This window comes from Maridesulfovibrio zosterae DSM 11974, from assembly GCF_000425265.1.
Taxonomy (GTDB): domain Bacteria; phylum Desulfobacterota; class Desulfovibrionia; order Desulfovibrionales; family Desulfovibrionaceae; genus Maridesulfovibrio; species Maridesulfovibrio zosterae.
Map to the genome: position 1 here is coordinate 893,631 of NZ_KE384342.1, position 17,448 is coordinate 911,078.

The following is a 17,448-nucleotide window of genomic DNA, read 5'->3' on the forward strand; positions in this document are numbered from 1 at the left end:
TTTATTTTATTACAAGATGATATAGTTTTAAAAAAAGACCGACTGAATCATTACTCAATGGATATAGATAAAATAAATCCATTTTTAAGTTGACAGATTTGTGTAATACACATAGAAACCTCTCACTTGAGTCGGGATGTAGCGCAGCCTGGGAGCGCACTTGAATGGGGTTCAAGGGGTCGAAGGTTCAAATCCTTTCATCCCGACCACAAGAAGGAACCCCAAAAGGCCACTGAGCAATCAGTGGCCTTTTATTTTTCTATAAATCGAATATTTTTTAGCAGATGATAATAAGAAAAGCAGAGCACAAAGATGTAAATCAGATTGTTCATATTTTTCATGAAACAATTCATCAAATTAATTGCGAACACTATTCACCTGAACAAATTCAAGCATGGTCACCGGATTATCCAGAATCAGAAAAATGGTATCAAAAAAGGATACAGGCTCAAACAACATTTATTGCTGAGAAAAATAGTATAATACTCGGTTTTGGAGAATTTGAGTCAAATGGACATTTGGATTGTTTATACTGCCATAATGAATACATTCGACAGGGAATTGGTTCTGCCCTGCTCAAGAGAATTGAAAAAGAAGCCTTTATGCTCGGGATGAAAACAATTTATACAGAGTCAAGCATTACAGCACTGCCTTTTTTTGAAGCACATGACTTTACTATCAGCAAGGAACAATATGTACTCAGGGCTGGAATAATGCTTAAAAATTTCAAAATGGAAAAGATACTGACTTCTTGCAAATAATTATTACTGGCTAAAATAAAACTTCAGGCAATCTTTCCACAAAAGCTTTAATTTCATCACGCACAGCACGAAAACAGTCCAATTGTTCTTCCTCGGATACTCCTTTTGCAGCTAATGCCGCAGCCATTTTCGGAGGATCATCAAATCCGACATGAACAACCTTACTGCCACCCGGGAAAAAAGGACATGTCTCATGGGCATGGTCACAGACCGTTACGACAATATCTATAGGGATGTCTTTAAAGTCATCAATATGAGTAGAAGAATGCGCGGAGATATCAACTCCGGCTTCAGCCATAACTTTGACAGCACTAGGATTCAGCCCATGAGTTTCAATTCCTGCTGAATAAACCGTAATGAGATCGTTTTTAAGAAATTTTGTCCACCCTTCAGCCATTTGACTACGACATGAATTACCAGTGCACAAAAACAATATTTTTAATTTTTTATCCATTCCAACCTGCGCTAACACTCTTATTAATTAAAAAATTCAAAACCGCACAAATTATCATGCTTACATATTTTTACAACTAATAGATGACTATGAAAGTAAACACTTTCGGTCAAGTATACGAAATCAAAAGTAACAGGATTGTGACTTTGCTGTCTGTTAAGCTCAAAATTTTCTTCAGTATTACAGGTAAATAAATTGGTAATAAAATATCTGTTTGCACAGAGACATAAAAACTTCCTTGCCTGTTAACTATTTGTACAGTATAGTTAAAAGATAAGATAACCTTCATAATAGCTCATTATTTTTACTGAGGATTAATTGAGTAACAAACAATATTCACTGGAAGAACTCGGCTGGAAAAAGACTTTTAAAGATCAGCTGAGTACGAAAGAAGAAGAAATTTTTCTCCCGGCCAGAGTCACCATGACTCACAAAGGTCACGTAGTAGTTTCAACAGGTGACTCAGAGCATCTATTAAAAATTGCTGAAAAAGGGATTGGCAGCCTCAATCAACAACCTACAGTCGGAGACTGGCTGCTACTTGATAAAAACTCTATCGTTCCGGAAAGACTTCTTGAACGTACAAGCCTGCTGCAACGAATGGCGCCGGGACAAGAAGTAAAACTCCAACCCATTGCCGCCAATATCGATACTCTTTTTATTGTTTCATCCTGCAATTCAGAATTTAATTTAAATCGTATTGAAAGATATATATGCCTTGCCCTTGAGGCTGGGGTAAATTTTGTTCTGGTCCTTACAAAAGAAGATCTGACCGAAGAAGCCCAAAAATATCGCAAGAAAGCAAAAAAACTTTTTGAAGATATCGAAACAATTACTATCAACGGCAAGGACCATGAAAGCGTGCAAAAGCTGCACAAATGGTTCGAAAAAGGTGAAACAGTTGTTCTTTTAGGGTCTTCAGGTGTCGGCAAGACAACTCTTCTAAATACGATTAACGGCACTACAAAAGAAAAGACCGGCTCAATCCGTGAATCAGATGAAAAGGGACGACATACAACCACAACAAGATCCTTACACGTTATGCCGTCAGGGGCTTTACTGATCGATGTTCCTGGAATCAGAGAATTACAACTGCACGACTGTCAGGCGGGAATAAATAGAGCTTTTGCCGAAATTGTCGAAGCTGAAGACATGTGCAGGTTTTCAGATTGCAGCCACCAACAGGAACCGGGATGTGCTGTACGAGATGCACTTGAGCAAGGTACACTTGATCAAAGACGACTGGATAATTACTTGAAACTAAAAGAAGAAGCAGAAAAAAATACCGATAATATTGCGGAAAAACAAAAACGGAAATCAGGGAAAAAAAATAAATACTCCCGTAAATGGAAGAAATAGTTTTAATTAAAAGGCCGTCCAGCTGGGCGGCCTTTTAAATTATTTAAGAATCATCTGTATTAGTTCCGACTTGATCTGACATTTCCTCTTGAAATAGAAGAGGTTCTCCTTTTTGATGGAAATACTAACGAACCATCAAATAGGGCACCACGCCCAAGGAGAACCACATGTCTAGTTTCAACCAAAACATCATAAAACACAAGATAGGCCTGCTGAATCTGGCAGAAGAACTTGGTAACGTTTCCAGAGCCTGCAAGCTGATGGGCTTTTCTCGGGACACTTTTTACCGCTATCAGTCAGCCAAGGAAGAAGGCGGAGTCGAGGCTCTTTTTGATAAGTCTCGTCGTAAACCCAACCTGAAGAATAGGGTAGATCAGGCAATCGAAAACGCAGTTGTGGTTTACGCAACTGACTTTCCTGCTCATGGACAAACAAGAGCCAGTAACGAGCTAAGAAAATTGGGTGTTTTTGTCTCGCCGTCCGGCATTAGATCCATCTGGCTACGGCACAATCTTCATAATTTTAAACTCCGCCTGAAGGCTTTGGAAAAAATCTCAGCCGAACAAGGAATAGTCCTTACTGAAGCGCAGGTTCAGGCCCTTGAGAAGAAAAAAGATGATGATCTGGCCTGCGGTGAAATCGAAACCGCCCATCCTGGCTATCTTGGCAGCCAAGATACTTTCTACGTCGGCACAATTAAAGGCGTTGGGCGTATTTACCAGCAGACTTTCGTGGATACGTATTCCAAGTGGGCTGCTGCAAAGCTCTACACGACCAAAACGCCAATCACAGCTGCCGATATGCTCAACGACAAAGTTGTTCCATTCTTTGCGGAGCAGGATATGGGGATTCTGCGCATTCTCACAGACAGAGGGACAGAATATTGCGGCAACCTTGAAACACACGATTATCAGCTGTTTCTTGGCATTTGTGGCATTGAGCACACAAAGACCAAAGCTCGTCATCCACAAACCAACGGTATTTGCGAACGTTTTCATAAAACGATTCTGGATGAATTTTACAAGGTCACATTTAGGCGTAAGATTTACGCTTCACTGGACGAATTGCAGGCTGATCTTGATATCTGGATTGATGAATACAACACGCAACGTTCTCATCAGGGAAAAATGTGTTGCGGTCGAACACCAATGACAACTATGCTGGATGGAAAAGGACTCTGGAACGACAAGGTCCAAAGTTTAAACTAAACTGACAATTTCGGTCCCATCAGAAAGGCGGACTGTCAGATCAAGTATGAACCACTACAAATCATCCTAATACTGACTAATCTTCTTAGGTAGCTTGATCAGCCAGAATCCGGCCTTTTCATCTGTTTTTTGTAGTTTAAAGGAAGTATTAACTTCCTGCCCACTGTATTTCAGTTTATTCTCATCAATAACGTATTTTGTGGCTTTCTTTACAACTTTACCATTCTTATCTTTTACAGGATCAACAGTAACAGACTTGAATCCGAAATCATTGTCAGAACACACGGCAATTGTCTGCATATCCGGTAGAAGAGCGAGCCCTTCGGCTTTACTAGGCTTCCAGCCAAGCTCACGCAGACTGACAATTTTTTTCTTAGTGGCCATTTTTATTCCAAGTGAATCAAGTTCCTGTGCTCCTGCAACTGCTTCAAGTTCTTTACCGTCAGCTGTTTTCCTACCAGTAAGATCAGTAGCATCTTCAATATCAATCAGATAAACAATATTGCGCAGACCATCCTTACCTTTGCCCTGCTCTATGATAAGAAATTCTGTATCGCTCACAGCCTGCAGGTCACCGATTTTAACATCTTTACATTTGTTATAAGATTCAACATCCACAGGATAAGCAAACATCTTTGTTTCTCCTGTTTCAGGATCAAGCAGGACTAAACGGGTAAACGGAGCTTTACTATTGGAAACATCACCATCAATGTCACAAATGGACTGTACTGCTCCTAGTACTGTATTCGATGGAGTTACAGCTATTCCTTCCATACCTCTGTTCGGCTGTCTCTTTCCTACAATAGTAGGCAACCCGTTGCCGGGAGCGTACTTTTTCAGTAAACGCCCTGTATTAGCATCCATTTTAGCTATAAAAGGTCCATATTCATCACAAATCCATAGATTACCATCTTTGGCATCAATGGCAATTCCTTCTGTATCCAACCCCTCGCGATCATAACTTAAAACTTTGTAGGAATCAGAAAGCGGAATCTCACCAGTTGATCCTACAGTCCCCGGAGGGATAGGACGTCCGGATATCTTATTTCCTTTAAAGTCCCTAATATCAATAATGCTGCGGAGAGTTATTTCACCATTTTTCAATCCCAAAGCTCCATATGAAGGAGTATACTCTGGAGCTGGAAAAACCTTTGATGATACTTTCTTACCATCAACCAGAACCTTTGGACTGCCAGCATTGGGTCCGCGATCGCTAATAGCGTAGAAAAAAAGGGTTCCATCCTTTCCTTTACCGATATAAGTCATTCCAGAACCAATTCCAATTGGAAAACCGTCATTAAATTCGGCAGAGAATTTTCCAGAATATGGAACATTATACTTTTGCGGAGTATCTATTTCATATTTTTGAATCTTAAATTCAGACGCAGCTGCAGTTCCTACACTCATCGCTAAAACAACACCAGTCGCTATTAATTTTTTAAACATTTCTAGCATAGCCTCCTTTTTTTTAATAAATAAGGCTACATCATAGAACTAGTTCATAAATCACAAACCGGTTACAAATGAGTCATAAATATAACTATTGTCATAAAATTAAGAAAATTAATTCAGCAAACTCATTAAAGCATCTTCAATATCCAGGTAATTAAAATGAAATCCGGCTGCTATTAACTTTTCCGGTAAAACAAACTGCCCGCAGAGCAAAACTTCTTCAGCCATCTGGCCGAGCATCAACTTAATGATAAATCCAGGAACACGTATTCGCACAGGCTTACCAATAACTCTGGCAAGAGTATTATTAAACTTGTTTGACGTTACAGGATTTATTGAGCTTAAATTAAAGACACCCTTGCATGTATGATTCTCAATCAAAAAGATTATTGCTCTGACTTCATCATCGATATGAATCCATGAAACTCCCTGATGGCCATCACCAAGGTAGCTGCCAAGTCCGAATTTAAAAGGTGGAACCATTTTAGAAAGCGCTCCGCCACGCCCCAGAACCATAGCAGTTCGAATAATACACCTGCGGACAGCATGATTTTCTACTGGAAGAGTCGATTCCTCCCACTTACGAGCCACCTCTGAAAGAAATGATGGAACCTGATCTGAACTTTCATCAACAGGCTCAGCACCGCGAGGCCCGTAGTAGCCAATTGCTGAACCTTGAATCAAAACTTTCGGTTTTTTATCAGCTTTGGCAATAGCTTCACAGACAGCCTGCCCGGCAAGTAATCGGCTGCTTTCAATAGATTTCTTTTTAGACTCAGACCATCTGCCCGAAGCAATACCTTCACCAGCAAGATTCACTATAGCTGTAGCACCGTCAGCATATTCCTGCCATCCCGAAGAGCTTTTGCCATCCCAAACAACATTGCGAACACCGGAAATTTTAGAAGGCCTGCTTGATCTTGTCAGTGACACAACCTGATATCCTTTAGACACCAATTGTATACTTAAATTTCTGCCTATAAAACCTGTTCCACCCAGAATAACTACTCTCATAACTCCTCCCACAAGAATCATTAACGCTGACCAAGTTCATATTCCTGATCTATTATAAACCTATAGTTCTCAATCAAAAGTAGTCGGAAGCTTAATTATAAAACGTGTCCAATGGCCAAGCATTGATTCAACCTCAAATGTTCCTTTATGGTGATCTGTAATAATAAAATATGAAACTGAAAGTCCAAGCCCCGTTCCTTTCCCTACATCTTTCGTAGTATAAAACGGTTCAAAAATTCTTTTCTGAGTATCTTCGTCCATACCTGGACCATTGTCTTCAATTTCTATGCGAACCATCTGACTAGCACGTCTTACCCTCAAAATAAAACGAGCTCCTACAGTGCTATATACTTTCCCGCTCATTGCTTCAGCGGCATTTCTAAAAATATTCAAAAAAACCTGCTGAATCTCATTTTCTTCACAGTAAACAGGAGGAATACCTGGTTCATATTCCCTTATTATTTCAATCCTTTTAAAATCATACTCTTTTTTCAAGTCATAATCGCTGGATGCCAGTTCAAGTGTACGGTCAAGGACAGCAGCGATATCCTGTCTATTAAAAACGTTGTCGCTTTTACGACTGAAACTAAGCATATTCATAACAATTTTAGCAGCACGGTTACCGGATTCAAGGATCCCGTTCAACATTCTGGTAATTCCTCTCTCATGCATATACGTCTGAATTACGTCAATTGAGGTGCCACATTCTTCAGCCATATTTATATTCTTTACCAGATCAACGGATGTCCTTCTTTGAATATTTTGCGCATGCCCTACGATAACAGCCAAAGGGTTATTAATCTCATGTGCCATGCCTGCTGCAAGTCCACCTATAGAAACCATTTTTTCACTTTGCATAACCATCTGTTCAAAATTTAGCCGCTCAGTAATATCATCAATCCTAATTACGGCTCCTTCAATATTATTTACAACGAGAGGATAAATTGTCATATCCTGATACACAGTTCGATTATTTCCATAACCGCGAAGCTTAGAATCGATCTGTTTTTTACCGGTCTTGAGAGCCTCCCGAACCAAATCAATTTCAAAGGCAAGCTGCGGCACAGCTAAATCAAGCGGAAACCCTATAACATCTCTATGCTCTGATTCATAAACGCGTGCAGCTTCCCTGTTCCAGTGGGTTATATTACAATTATTATCCACCCCTATTAGTACAGAAGGCATTGAATCAATTACACTTGCCAGATATCCTTGAGCCTTTTTCAATTCCTCTTCTGCTCGATTCCTTTCGTGTAATTCCAAGGTGAGCTCTTTTGTCTTCTGCTTAACCGACTTTCGGAGCATCCATGTCCAGATTATAAACCCAACCAGAAAGAGAATTACCGGAATCAGAACGAGTACAACATAATAAATTATTTCTCTGAAATTATTCCTGCGCTCATGAATCCCAAACCACTTTTTGTAAATTTCATCATATTCTCCCGTCTTCTTTATGAGATTAAGACCCTCATTTAATTGACCAAGTAATTTAATATCATCCTTTCTGACGGCAAAACAATACTCCCCAAACCCAAATCCAGAACCAACCGACTTAATATTTGTCAATCCATCACGTTTTAATTGAAAAATAGTTTGAAGCTTACCTAGCAACGCAGCATCATGTTCGCGGGAAGCAAGAAGCAGCATGGCTTCACCTTGCGAGTCTACTGCTACTATTTTAGCCTGAGTAAAATTTTTTAACGCATACTCGTGCATTATATCACTTTTCTGCACGATGATCTCGCTATGAACCAAATCTTCTAATTGCTTAATATTTGAATCAGCATGCACAAAAATTGAATGAGAAAGAATGTTATGAGGAATCGAAAAATCAAAAAAAGAAGATCTCTCTTCTGACTTAACCATGCCTGTAACCACATCACATTTTCCACTCTTCAAATCGGAGACAACATTGCTCCAGTTTCGCAAATTTATTTTGATGTCGAGAGCTTCAGCTTTGGCTACAGCCCTGATAATATCGATATTAAACCCGGAAGGAATTCCATTATCTAAAAACTCATACGGAGGATAATCATAATCACCTTCGACTATGATCAGGCGGGCAAAAGAATGGGCAGGAAACAAACTAAAAAGCAGGATCACGGATAAAATAAAACCAAAATGCATATACCGTAATTCTAACTTCATATATTAAATACCTTCATTTTAATAACTACTTATAAGACATCGGTACACTGACACAGCAATTCAACTAAGTTCTTATCCTTATTAATTAAAACACTTTTTATACAAGCTGTCCAGATAGCTTCAAAAACAAAACCACAACCTTTACATATTTTTGTAGCTAAAATTTATGTAAAAAAAAGGTCCTGAAACAAATTCATGTTTCAGGACCTGAAAATTTAAAAATAAATCAACTCTATTTGAGAGCCCTCATAATAAAATTCAGAGCTTCTTCATAAAGTTTTGGAGGACTATAAGGAGTCAACAGTTTAGTTCTGACTGCTCCAACAAGATTACAAAGAACGACAGAAGAAGTTTCAGGCACAGGAACACTCGGTATTGAGCCATCGCGAACACCACGTGCCACACAATTTTCCAACAATACAGGAATCTGGGCAAACTTATGGACCATAGCATCTCGGTCTGCACCTGTCTTTAAATCACTAAATGGTGAACACCTGATCAACACCAGAAAGTCTTCGTTTGGATCGATAGAGAACTCAAGATAACGACGGGCAAATCTAACTACAGCATCATAACCATTCTCAGCCTGCACAATCTCATCCTGCAATGCCAGACTCAACCTTTCCGCTACATCAAAACCAGCTGCGCGAAAAAGCTTTTCCTTATTTCCGTAATGATGAGAAAGCAACCCTACAGCAACGCCAGCACGATCTGCAATTTTCTTAAAAGTTGTTCCGCTGTAGCCTAATTCTCCAAACAATTCCTTAGCAGATTTTAAAACAGTATCCTTTTTGGTCATGTGCGCACTCTTTAATTTCAGCTATAAAATATTTCATTACAATACAGTTTATTACGTAAAACACTTGTAAAGGTCAACACGCAAAGGTGATCACAATCCATCATAAATCAACCTTCAATCACAGTGAAATAGAATAAACAACCAAACAATACCCCCTAAAAGCACAAAAGCCCCTCCAATCGGAGGGGCCTTTGTTTTTTAAGGAATGGAAACGGAAGGTGGTTTTACTAATCTGATCTATGAAAAAAGATATATAAAGTTGCGGCTTAATACACCGGTTTTTTCCATATAGACCATCGTTGAAGTCCATAAACACGAAGGAGAGATGCGGGCTTCTCCCAAATGTTGCGCCGAAGTGATTCTCACAAAAAGGTGCTGTCATGAATGGTTATTCAACTATTCTTATTGATGCTGTTCAAACTTGATCTTACAGACCCCTACAGTCTTCCGGTCAAGGAACCATACTACTATAAAAATAAAACAAACTACTTTTTTGTGGACATCTACTCCGATCTCCTTTCAGAGCGACATCAACTGGATATAGTATCTACGTTCAGTTTTTACTTCTGTCAACACTTTAAAACACTTTTTTGGACCAAACTAAACTTTTAAAATTAACTACCTGTTTTATATATATTTTTATTTTAAAATAAACGTAATTTTTATGCATTAATTCAATGTTTTTAAGCTGAAATATTCTACATCACAACACTGATCAAGCATTCAATAAATAAATTAAACCGGATGTTTCAATATTTATCTTTACCGCAAAATTCCATATGATTGTTGCAGCAAATGCAAGGTTCACGTAAGGTAAATTCAACAAAAGAAGGAGAAAAACATGATCTTCACAAAAATATTGATCCCTGTTGACGACTCAAGACACTCTGAAAATGCAATTAGTTACGGTTCTGAGCTGGCAGAAATTTCAGGAGCTAAAGTAATCATTATTCATTGTCATCGTCCTGTCCCCACAGGATTGGGAGACCCCAATTTTCAAAAAGCTATAGACCATGAAACTCGCGAATCATATGCGATCCTTGAAAAGCATACAGCTGTATTAAAAGCTAAAAATATAGAATTTGATGAAAAGATTATTGGTGGATCAATAGCAAAATCAATTAAAACAGTAGCCGAAACAGAAGGATGTGATCTCATAGTAATGGGGTCAAAAGGCAAATCAGATCTTGAAGGACTGGTTGTAGGCAGCGTCACACACAAAGTTCTGCATATTGCCCCCTGCCCGGTCCTTGTAATTAAATAATTGAGAATTTATATATATCTGATGTATAGTTAACTTTGAAATGCAATTGTCATTGTACTATTTTTCATTTAATTTATTTTATAAGTTTTAATAAAGTTTAATTATATTCTCAAATTTATGGAGAAGTTCATGAGGCTTTTGACTCGATCTGACTTTGACGGCTTAGCCTGTGCTGTTTTGCTTACAGACGTAGGGATCATGGATAACTGGATGTTCGTACATCCCAAAGATGTTCAAGACGGAAGGTATCCAGGTGACCCCAATGACATCGTTGCCAACGTCCCTTACATTGAAGGTTGTGGATACTGGTTTGACCACCACTCAAGTGAAGAGGAACGGTTGGGAATAGATTTTAATTTTAAAGGAATGTCTAAAAGTGCTAAAAGTGCTGCCAGAGTTATTTGGGAATATTTCGGCGGTAACAGTCATTTCGGTGATAAATTTGATGAGATGCTGCACTATGTAGATAAAGTCGATAGCGGAGATTTGACGGCAGAAGAGATTGAAAACCCTAAAGGATGGGTACTGCTAGGCTTCATAATGGACCCCCGCACAGGACTTGGACGGTACAGACATTTCAATGTAAGCAATTACCAACTCATGGAAAACCTTATTGAATACTGCAGAAATATGGAAATCCAAGAGATTCTGACCCTTCCAGATGTAAAGGAACGTGTTGAGCTATACTTTGCACGTGATAAACAGTTTCGGGAAATGCTTAAAGAGCGAGTTGAATTATTCGGAAATGTCGCAATACTGGACCTTAGGGAACAGGAAGAAATTTACCCCGGAAACCGTTTCACCCTCTACTCAATGTACCCGAAATGTAATATCAGCATTCAGATCATATGGGGTAAAATGAAACAAAACACTGTTTTCTCAGTAGGACACAGTATCATTAACCGCACAAGTAATATTGATGTTGGAAGCGTTATGCTTAAATTCGGAGGAGGCGGACATAAACAGGTCGGAACCTGCCAAGTTCCCCACGACGAAGTAGATGCAGTACTGGGACAAATGGTTGCATCATTTATGGAAAACTAATAATTTTTAAGTTACAGAAAAAGCCTGCTGAAATGCAGGCTTTTTCTGGCAGCGGACTTAACAAGACTTTAACTTTTCATCGTCTCAGCAACAAGACGGGTGCAATCTGTTAAAGATTTAATTTTAATAAACTCATCAATAGTATGGACTTTTGACATCCCTATGCCCAAAGTCAACACGCTATATCCTTTACCATAAAGGACATTCCCGTCACTTCCTCCTCCGGTAGCCACCCTGCTGGATTCAAGACCTATTTTTTTGCAGCATTCTTCGACCTTACAAAGCAAAGGACTATCAGCAGCAACATGAAGTGCAGGATAAGAAATATCATATTTAAATTCATATTCACCACCAACCTTTTGAACAGCATCAGAACAACACCTTTCCATGTGCTGAAGTTGTGTAGACAAAGACTCATCTAGTGTCGAGCGCGCTTCTGCCGTAAGCACAGTTCTGTCTGCAACAATATTTGTTACTGTTCCACCCTCGATATGTCCTAAGTTGGCGGTTGTATTCTTGTCTATTCGCAGCAGACTCATATTGGAAACAGCCTCCGCTGCAATCTGGATAGCACTTATTCCATCTTCAGGTACTATTCCGGCATGGGCTGACTTACCAGTAAACGTCATCTCAATACGTGCTTTTGCAGGGGCTTCAACAACTAAACTGCCGACATGTCCTCCAGAATCAAGAACCAAAACATTTTTAGCAGGAAGCAGGCTCGAATCCATATATTTTGCGCCATACATACCGGACTCTTCACAAATAGAAAACATTAAATATATATCAGGATGTAAAATAGACTCTTCTTCAATATGTGTTATGGCTTCGATCATGACTGCAATTCCGGCTTTATCATCGCTGCCTAGAACAGTATCACCTGCACTGCGCACAACATCACCATCAATCACAGGCTCAACACCTAAACATGGCTGCACGCAATCCATATGAGCAGAAAAAGCTATTGGATCACCACTTCCTGTTGCTGGAATACGCACAAAAACATTTCCAGTATTACCTCCGCAATTATCCCCTGCATTGTCTCTATTAACTTCATACCCTCTATCTTTCATCATTTCATATAAACAATCTGCCATCCCTTTCTCTTTTAAAGAGGGGCTATCGATCTTCACCAACTCAAAAAAAAGACTCAAAATTCTATCTTTATTAATCATATTATCTCCATATATTTTAAACAAAAAATATCATTTAACACGCTGATTGAACAGATTAAATTTTACCCAAAACGACCATGAATGAAATCTGTAGATAAAAACAATAAAAAATAACATTCAAACTTTGTAAAAATTAAATTAAAAAAAAACTTACATTAAAAATCAAGTAAAATAATTTTATACTTGATTGATAGGAAGTAAGTACATATATATAGAGTATAAAGATGGATTAAAATATCCTGGGGAGGATAAAATGAAAAAAACATTAGTAGTAGTCACATCGGCAATACTTGTAATTATACTTACAATTCCGGCTGTTGCATCAAATTTTGTTTTAGGGAATTCACAATACACATTGGTAAAATCCAGCGGAATAAGCTGGGACGATGCAAAAAATGAAGCAGCAGCCAGAGGAGGTCATCTGGTGACCATAACCTCTCCAACTGAGAATGACTACATTAAGAACACAGTACTTAACGGTCAGGAAAAGGCTTATTGGCTGGGAGGAGTTCAATCTGGCGATCAAAATAAGAAAACTCCTTTAAGTAACTGGAGCTGGATCACCGGTGAGGATTTTACTTTCACCGACTGGTATCCGAGTGAACCGAATAATGCCGGTAATAAAAATGAAATCCACATGAGCGCCGATTCAAGATACGGTTTTCAGTGGAATGATGAAGGTGCAGCTGTTAAACAACAAATACGTGGATATATTATAGAAACACCAACAGCTCCAACACCTATCCCAGGCGCTGTCTGGATTCTCGGAACCAGCCTTGCTGCTCTTTTCGGATTTAAGCGTAAGTTCAAGAAGTAAAACTTACCTCATTAAAACAAAATAAAAGCCCCGGATTCAAGCTTGAAGCATGAATCCGGGGCTTTCTTATGACAATGAAAAATTATTTAAAAATTACACGCTTCAGGTTCAGTCCCATCGGCCAATTTGACCATATCTCTTAATATTTTAAGTGTTTCTTCAGCTTCTTTGGGATCAAGTTTGCGTAATGCGAATCCGGCATGAACTATCAAAAAATCACCGACCTCGACTTCATCAGCCATAAGCATCAATGAAGCATCGAGAAAAGTTTCACCTTCTCCCACCCGGCAACGGGCTATTTGATTGTCAATGGATTCGATTTCAACAGGAATAGCTAAACACATAGAAACACCTCTTAATTTGCTATTGATTAAGCCCGCTTTTCAAAACTGCCACCGGCAGCTGTAACTTCTTCAAGCACTTTTTCCATCATAAATGGAAGACGTGCCATAGTAACATCAGAAACATCATCATGCATGGTCTGGTAATCCTTAGGTTCAACACCTATAACCACACATTCAGGACGTCGATCACACAGTTCACACAAAACCATTGTATCAAGAAGATCAGTCTGATGCATTGAATCTTTAAAAGCAAGACTCCTACGCAAATCCTCTCCTGTCAAGCGATAAACCGAGCCGGGTTCATCATTGCCAAGCACAGCATCAACAACGATCAAAATATCACATTCCATCATGGGTCCCATCAACTTGGTCCCCAACGTCCCACCGTCCATCAGCTCAACATTTGAAGAAAAAGAATATTCCTTTTCAAGCTCCATAACGACCTTAACACCGATGCCTTCATCCGTAAAAAGGATGTTTCCTACACCAAGTACCAAAATCTTCTTCTCATCCGTCATTAAAGATGCCTCCGGCGGCTTTTTGGGACACTACGAAATCCTGATGAAATAAGCTTTCACAAATTTTTATTAAAAGGACTCTGCTTACCTGATCGTGTCCGGTTTAATCAAAAAAACAACCAGCATTATATGCCTAACCAACTAGAATATTTATTATCTAAAAACATCTACGTAAAGAAACTTAAATGAGAATTCCCAATTCAGCAAGTGTCAATTCGCATTTTGAATGGCTTAAATAATAAAAAACGGGAACCCGGTGAACCCGGATTCCCGCCTATAAGTCTTCAGTTCAAGTTATTACATAATCTTGAATTTGTGAACTTCGTTAGTCTTTGCATCAATAACGTGTACACCACATGCGATACAAGGATCGTATGAATGGACAGTACGCAGAATTTCAACAGGACGTTTAGCATCAGCAATAGGAGTACCCATGAGGGCTTCTTCAACTGCAGACATTTTATTCTGGTTACAACGGGGGCCGAGGTTCCATGTTGAAGGCACAACAAGCTGGAAGTTCTCGATTTTGCCACCTTTGATTTTAATCCAGTGAGACAGACCACCACGAGGTGCGCCAACAAATCCAACGCCTTCTGCTTCATCAGGCATTTCCCAATCTACTGCGAGATCAGTATTTCCGGAAGCAATGTTGTCTTCAAGGTTGTTAACCCAGTCAGCAATCTTGTTACCAACAACGAGTGTTTCAATACCACGAGCTGCAGTACGACCCAAAGTTGAGAAAAGAGCTTCAGGACCAACACCGAGAGTGTCTAAAACAGACTTTACAACAGGTGTGAAATCTTTTTGTCCTCTAGCAAAAGCGGTGAGAACATGAGCCAGCGGACCTACTTCCATGGACTCACCTTTATAGCGGGGAGCTTTCATCCATGAGTAGCGGTCACGGTCTTCATAATTTGTGTACTGAGGATCGGTTTCACCTTCATACGGATGCAGGGAAGATTCACCTTTGTACCAGCTATGTTTGATGTCTTCTTTAATGGCATCAGGATTGAAATCCATTACATTGCTGAGATCTCTGTTCATGATAACACCCTGAGGGATGAAACGACTGTTGATGTCGGTTTCTTTTTCAGGGAATTCACCAAAACTGAGGAAGTTATGTGTTCCACCGATTCCAGCCCAGTCTTTGTAATAAGAAGCAACCATAAGCAGATCAGGAATATAACACTCTTTAACGAAAGCAAGTGTTTCGTTATAAAGATCTTTATACTGCTGAATGCGTTCTTTGCTCAAAGAATCGTAGCAGGTTACGCCGCCGACGATTGTGAACTGGGTGTGGGGGTTCTTTGCACCGAATACAGCCATTGCACGTGCAGCCTTAACCTGAAGATGAAGACCTTCAAGGTAGTGAGCAGTAGCAATAAGGTTTTCTTCAGGCTTCAGATAGTATGCATCGTGTCCACCAAGGAAATATGCATTGGTGAAAATACCAAGCTGGCCGGAATCAACAAAAGCTTTCAGTTTAGTCTGAACTGCTTTAAGATCTTCAGGCTTGGTAACACGTTCTGACTGACTGTTGGCAATTGCAGCAGCTTTAACAGGATCAGCCTGCAATGCGCTTACTACATCTACCCAGTCCAGAGCATGCAGATGATAGAAATGAACAATATGGTCATGCAGATACTGAGATGCCATCACCAGATTACGGATGATACGGGCATTTTCAGGCAGATGTTTATCAACACCTACAGCGTTATCAACAGCGCGGGTAGAAGCAAGAGCATGCACGTAAGTACAAACACCGCATGAACGCTGGGTAAAATGCTGAGCATCTCTGGGGTCACGTCCTTTCAGGATGATTTCCAGACCACGGAAGAGCTGTGCACTACTCCAGACATTGCTTACTTTGCCGTTTTCCACTTCAACTTCGATTTTGAGGTGTCCCTCAATACGGGTAAGCGGATCGACAATTACCGGACCGGTATATTTTTTATCGAAAGGGGTAGCCATTACAGCTGGTCCCGTTTTAGTCCTGCAAGAAGACATATACAATCCTCCAAAATAGAAAGTTAGTTCAATAGACTATAACCCAAGTATAACTAGCTTTGCTCGTAGAACGGGCTCATTTCATCCCAGAAATCCGGCTCACTACAGCCAATACAGGGATGGCCAGCTTCGACAGGCCAGTTGGTCTGATTAAACTTGACTTTAGGACAGTTATTGTAGGTGTCTGGTCCTTTACAACCCAGCTCGTAGAGACAATATCCTTTTTTAGCTTCTTCAGATGCAAAGGAAGGTGCAAATTCATCAGCTTCAAAGTGTACAAGTCTCGGACAGTTGTCATGTACGGATTCACCGTAAAAGAGAGAAGGACGGCCATCACTATCGAGTTCGGGAACCCCCTTAGTCAGATAGTGAACAACAGTTCCAACGAAGTTGAACGGGTTGGTAGGACAACCTGGTAGATTAACAGTAGTCACTCCGCCAAGAGCTTTGGAAACACTCACAGCTTTAGACGGATTTGGTGCTGCTGCCTGAACACCACCATAAGAAGAACAGGTACCGATACAGATAGTAGCTTTTGCACCAGGTACGATTTCTTTTACGATATCCAGCATTGATTTGCCGGCGACCTTACCCCAGGCACCATCTTCGATTGTAGGAACAGCACCTTCAACAACGCAGATATAGCCTTCAGGGGAATGAACTGCTTCATGCAGAGCTTCCTCAGCTTTATGACCTGCTGCTGCCATGATTGTTTCATGGTAGTCGAGAGAAATAGTGTCAAGAATCAAAGCATCAATGTACGGAGAAACAGTACGAAGAACAGCTTCTGAGCAGCCGGTACATTCAGCTGCATGCAGATAAACAACAGAAGGACGCCTCTTCTGGGTGAGAGCTTCCGCTACAGTTGGCGCAAAAGCGGGTCCCATACCCATAACAGCGGCAGTTGTTGCGCAGAACTTCATGAAGTCACGGCGTGATACGCCATTCTGCTCAAGGCGTTTTTCCGCTCCATCCTTTCCGAGTCCCACAGAGAATTTCATAAAAACCTCCATCCTCTAATTAAAGATCAGTGGGCCTAACCCCCTGGCATCCAGATTTTCGATCCGATGCCTGAAACATATCT

Annotated in this window: 16 protein-coding genes and 1 tRNA gene; 7 read left to right on the forward strand and 10 right to left on the reverse strand. The window is 40.0% G+C overall.

The window, feature by feature from the left end:
* Positions 1 to 132 precede the first annotated feature (132 nt).
* Positions 133 to 209, forward strand: a tRNA-Pro gene (locus H589_RS0115715).
* 75 nt (positions 210 to 284) lie between these two features.
* Positions 285 to 761: a GNAT family N-acetyltransferase gene (locus tag H589_RS0115720; protein ID WP_027722904.1), complete on the forward strand. Its 477-nt coding sequence runs from the start codon at positions 285 to 287 to the stop codon at positions 759 to 761.
* Positions 762 to 771: 10 nt separating this feature from the next.
* Here H589_RS0115720 and H589_RS0115725 read toward each other — a convergent pair whose 3' ends face one another.
* Positions 772 to 1,215 (reverse strand): arsenate reductase ArsC, encoded by a 444-nt coding sequence (locus H589_RS0115725; protein ID WP_027722905.1) that lies wholly within the window; start codon positions 1,213 to 1,215, stop codon positions 772 to 774.
* 318 nt (positions 1,216 to 1,533) lie between these two features.
* On the opposite strand from H589_RS0115725, the gene rsgA reads away from it, so the two are divergent.
* Positions 1,534 to 2,574, forward strand: a complete 1,041-nt coding sequence (rsgA, locus tag H589_RS0115730) for a ribosome small subunit-dependent GTPase A (RefSeq protein WP_027722906.1) — start codon at positions 1,534 to 1,536, stop codon at positions 2,572 to 2,574.
* A gap of 167 nt (positions 2,575 to 2,741) precedes the next feature.
* The gene (locus tag H589_RS0115735) at positions 2,742 to 3,782 is read left to right on the forward strand and encodes an IS481 family transposase (RefSeq protein ID WP_027722907.1); all 1,041 of its coding nucleotides are present in this window, start codon (positions 2,742 to 2,744) and stop codon (positions 3,780 to 3,782) included.
* A gap of 66 nt (positions 3,783 to 3,848) precedes the next feature.
* On the opposite strand, the gene H589_RS0115740 is transcribed toward H589_RS0115735, so the two are convergent.
* The 4 genes from H589_RS0115740 to H589_RS0115755 all read right to left on the reverse strand — a co-directional run bounded on the left by H589_RS0115740 (position 3,849) and on the right by H589_RS0115755 (position 9,195).
* Positions 3,849 to 5,228, reverse strand: a complete 1,380-nt coding sequence (locus H589_RS0115740; protein WP_027722908.1) for an esterase-like activity of phytase family protein — start codon at positions 5,226 to 5,228, stop codon at positions 3,849 to 3,851.
* Between the two features lie 117 nt (positions 5,229 to 5,345).
* Positions 5,346 to 6,248, reverse strand: coding sequence for a TIGR01777 family oxidoreductase (locus H589_RS0115745; RefSeq protein WP_027722909.1), 903 nt, complete (start codon positions 6,246 to 6,248; stop codon positions 5,346 to 5,348).
* A 69-nt stretch (positions 6,249 to 6,317) separates the two neighbouring features.
* Complete coding sequence (locus H589_RS0115750) at positions 6,318 to 8,396, reverse strand: transporter substrate-binding domain-containing protein (RefSeq protein ID WP_027722910.1); 2,079 nt, start codon at positions 8,394 to 8,396, stop codon at positions 6,318 to 6,320.
* A gap of 232 nt (positions 8,397 to 8,628) precedes the next feature.
* Positions 8,629 to 9,195, reverse strand: a complete 567-nt coding sequence (locus H589_RS0115755; RefSeq protein ID WP_027722911.1) for a TetR/AcrR family transcriptional regulator — start codon at positions 9,193 to 9,195, stop codon at positions 8,629 to 8,631.
* Positions 9,196 to 10,036: 841 nt separating this feature from the next.
* Here H589_RS0115755 and H589_RS0115765 point away from each other — a divergent pair.
* Entirely contained in the window at positions 10,037 to 10,459 is a 423-nt protein-coding gene (locus H589_RS0115765; RefSeq protein ID WP_027722913.1) for a universal stress protein, read from the forward strand.
* 129 nt (positions 10,460 to 10,588) lie between these two features.
* Positions 10,589 to 11,503, forward strand: coding sequence for a DHH family phosphoesterase (locus tag H589_RS0115770; RefSeq protein WP_027722914.1), 915 nt, complete (start codon positions 10,589 to 10,591; stop codon positions 11,501 to 11,503).
* Positions 11,504 to 11,571: 68 nt separating this feature from the next.
* On the opposite strand, the gene H589_RS0115775 is transcribed toward H589_RS0115770, so the two are convergent.
* Positions 11,572 to 12,678 carry a M20/M25/M40 family metallo-hydrolase gene (locus H589_RS0115775; protein WP_027722915.1) on the reverse strand — a complete coding sequence of 369 codons (1,107 nt, stop codon included), beginning with the start codon at positions 12,676 to 12,678 and terminating at the stop codon, positions 11,572 to 11,574.
* Between the two features lie 253 nt (positions 12,679 to 12,931).
* Between H589_RS0115775 and H589_RS0115780 the strand changes: the two genes are divergently transcribed.
* Positions 12,932 to 13,495: a lectin-like protein gene (locus H589_RS0115780; protein WP_027722916.1), complete on the forward strand. Its 564-nt coding sequence runs from the start codon at positions 12,932 to 12,934 to the stop codon at positions 13,493 to 13,495.
* A gap of 86 nt (positions 13,496 to 13,581) precedes the next feature.
* Here H589_RS0115780 and H589_RS0115785 read toward each other — a convergent pair whose 3' ends face one another.
* The 4 genes from H589_RS0115785 to H589_RS0115800 form a co-directional block, all read right to left on the reverse strand.
* The gene (locus H589_RS0115785) at positions 13,582 to 13,839 is read right to left on the reverse strand and encodes a HypC/HybG/HupF family hydrogenase formation chaperone (protein WP_027722917.1); all 258 of its coding nucleotides are present in this window, start codon (positions 13,837 to 13,839) and stop codon (positions 13,582 to 13,584) included.
* A gap of 26 nt (positions 13,840 to 13,865) precedes the next feature.
* Positions 13,866 to 14,357: a HyaD/HybD family hydrogenase maturation endopeptidase gene (locus tag H589_RS0115790; RefSeq protein WP_027722918.1), complete on the reverse strand. Its 492-nt coding sequence runs from the start codon at positions 14,355 to 14,357 to the stop codon at positions 13,866 to 13,868.
* A gap of 297 nt (positions 14,358 to 14,654) precedes the next feature.
* Positions 14,655 to 16,364 (reverse strand): nickel-dependent hydrogenase large subunit, encoded by a 1,710-nt coding sequence (locus H589_RS0115795; protein WP_027722919.1) that lies wholly within the window; start codon positions 16,362 to 16,364, stop codon positions 14,655 to 14,657.
* Between the two features lie 53 nt (positions 16,365 to 16,417).
* Entirely contained in the window at positions 16,418 to 17,365 is a 948-nt protein-coding gene (locus H589_RS0115800; RefSeq protein WP_027722920.1) for a hydrogenase small subunit, read from the reverse strand.
* Positions 17,366 to 17,448 lie beyond the last annotated feature (83 nt).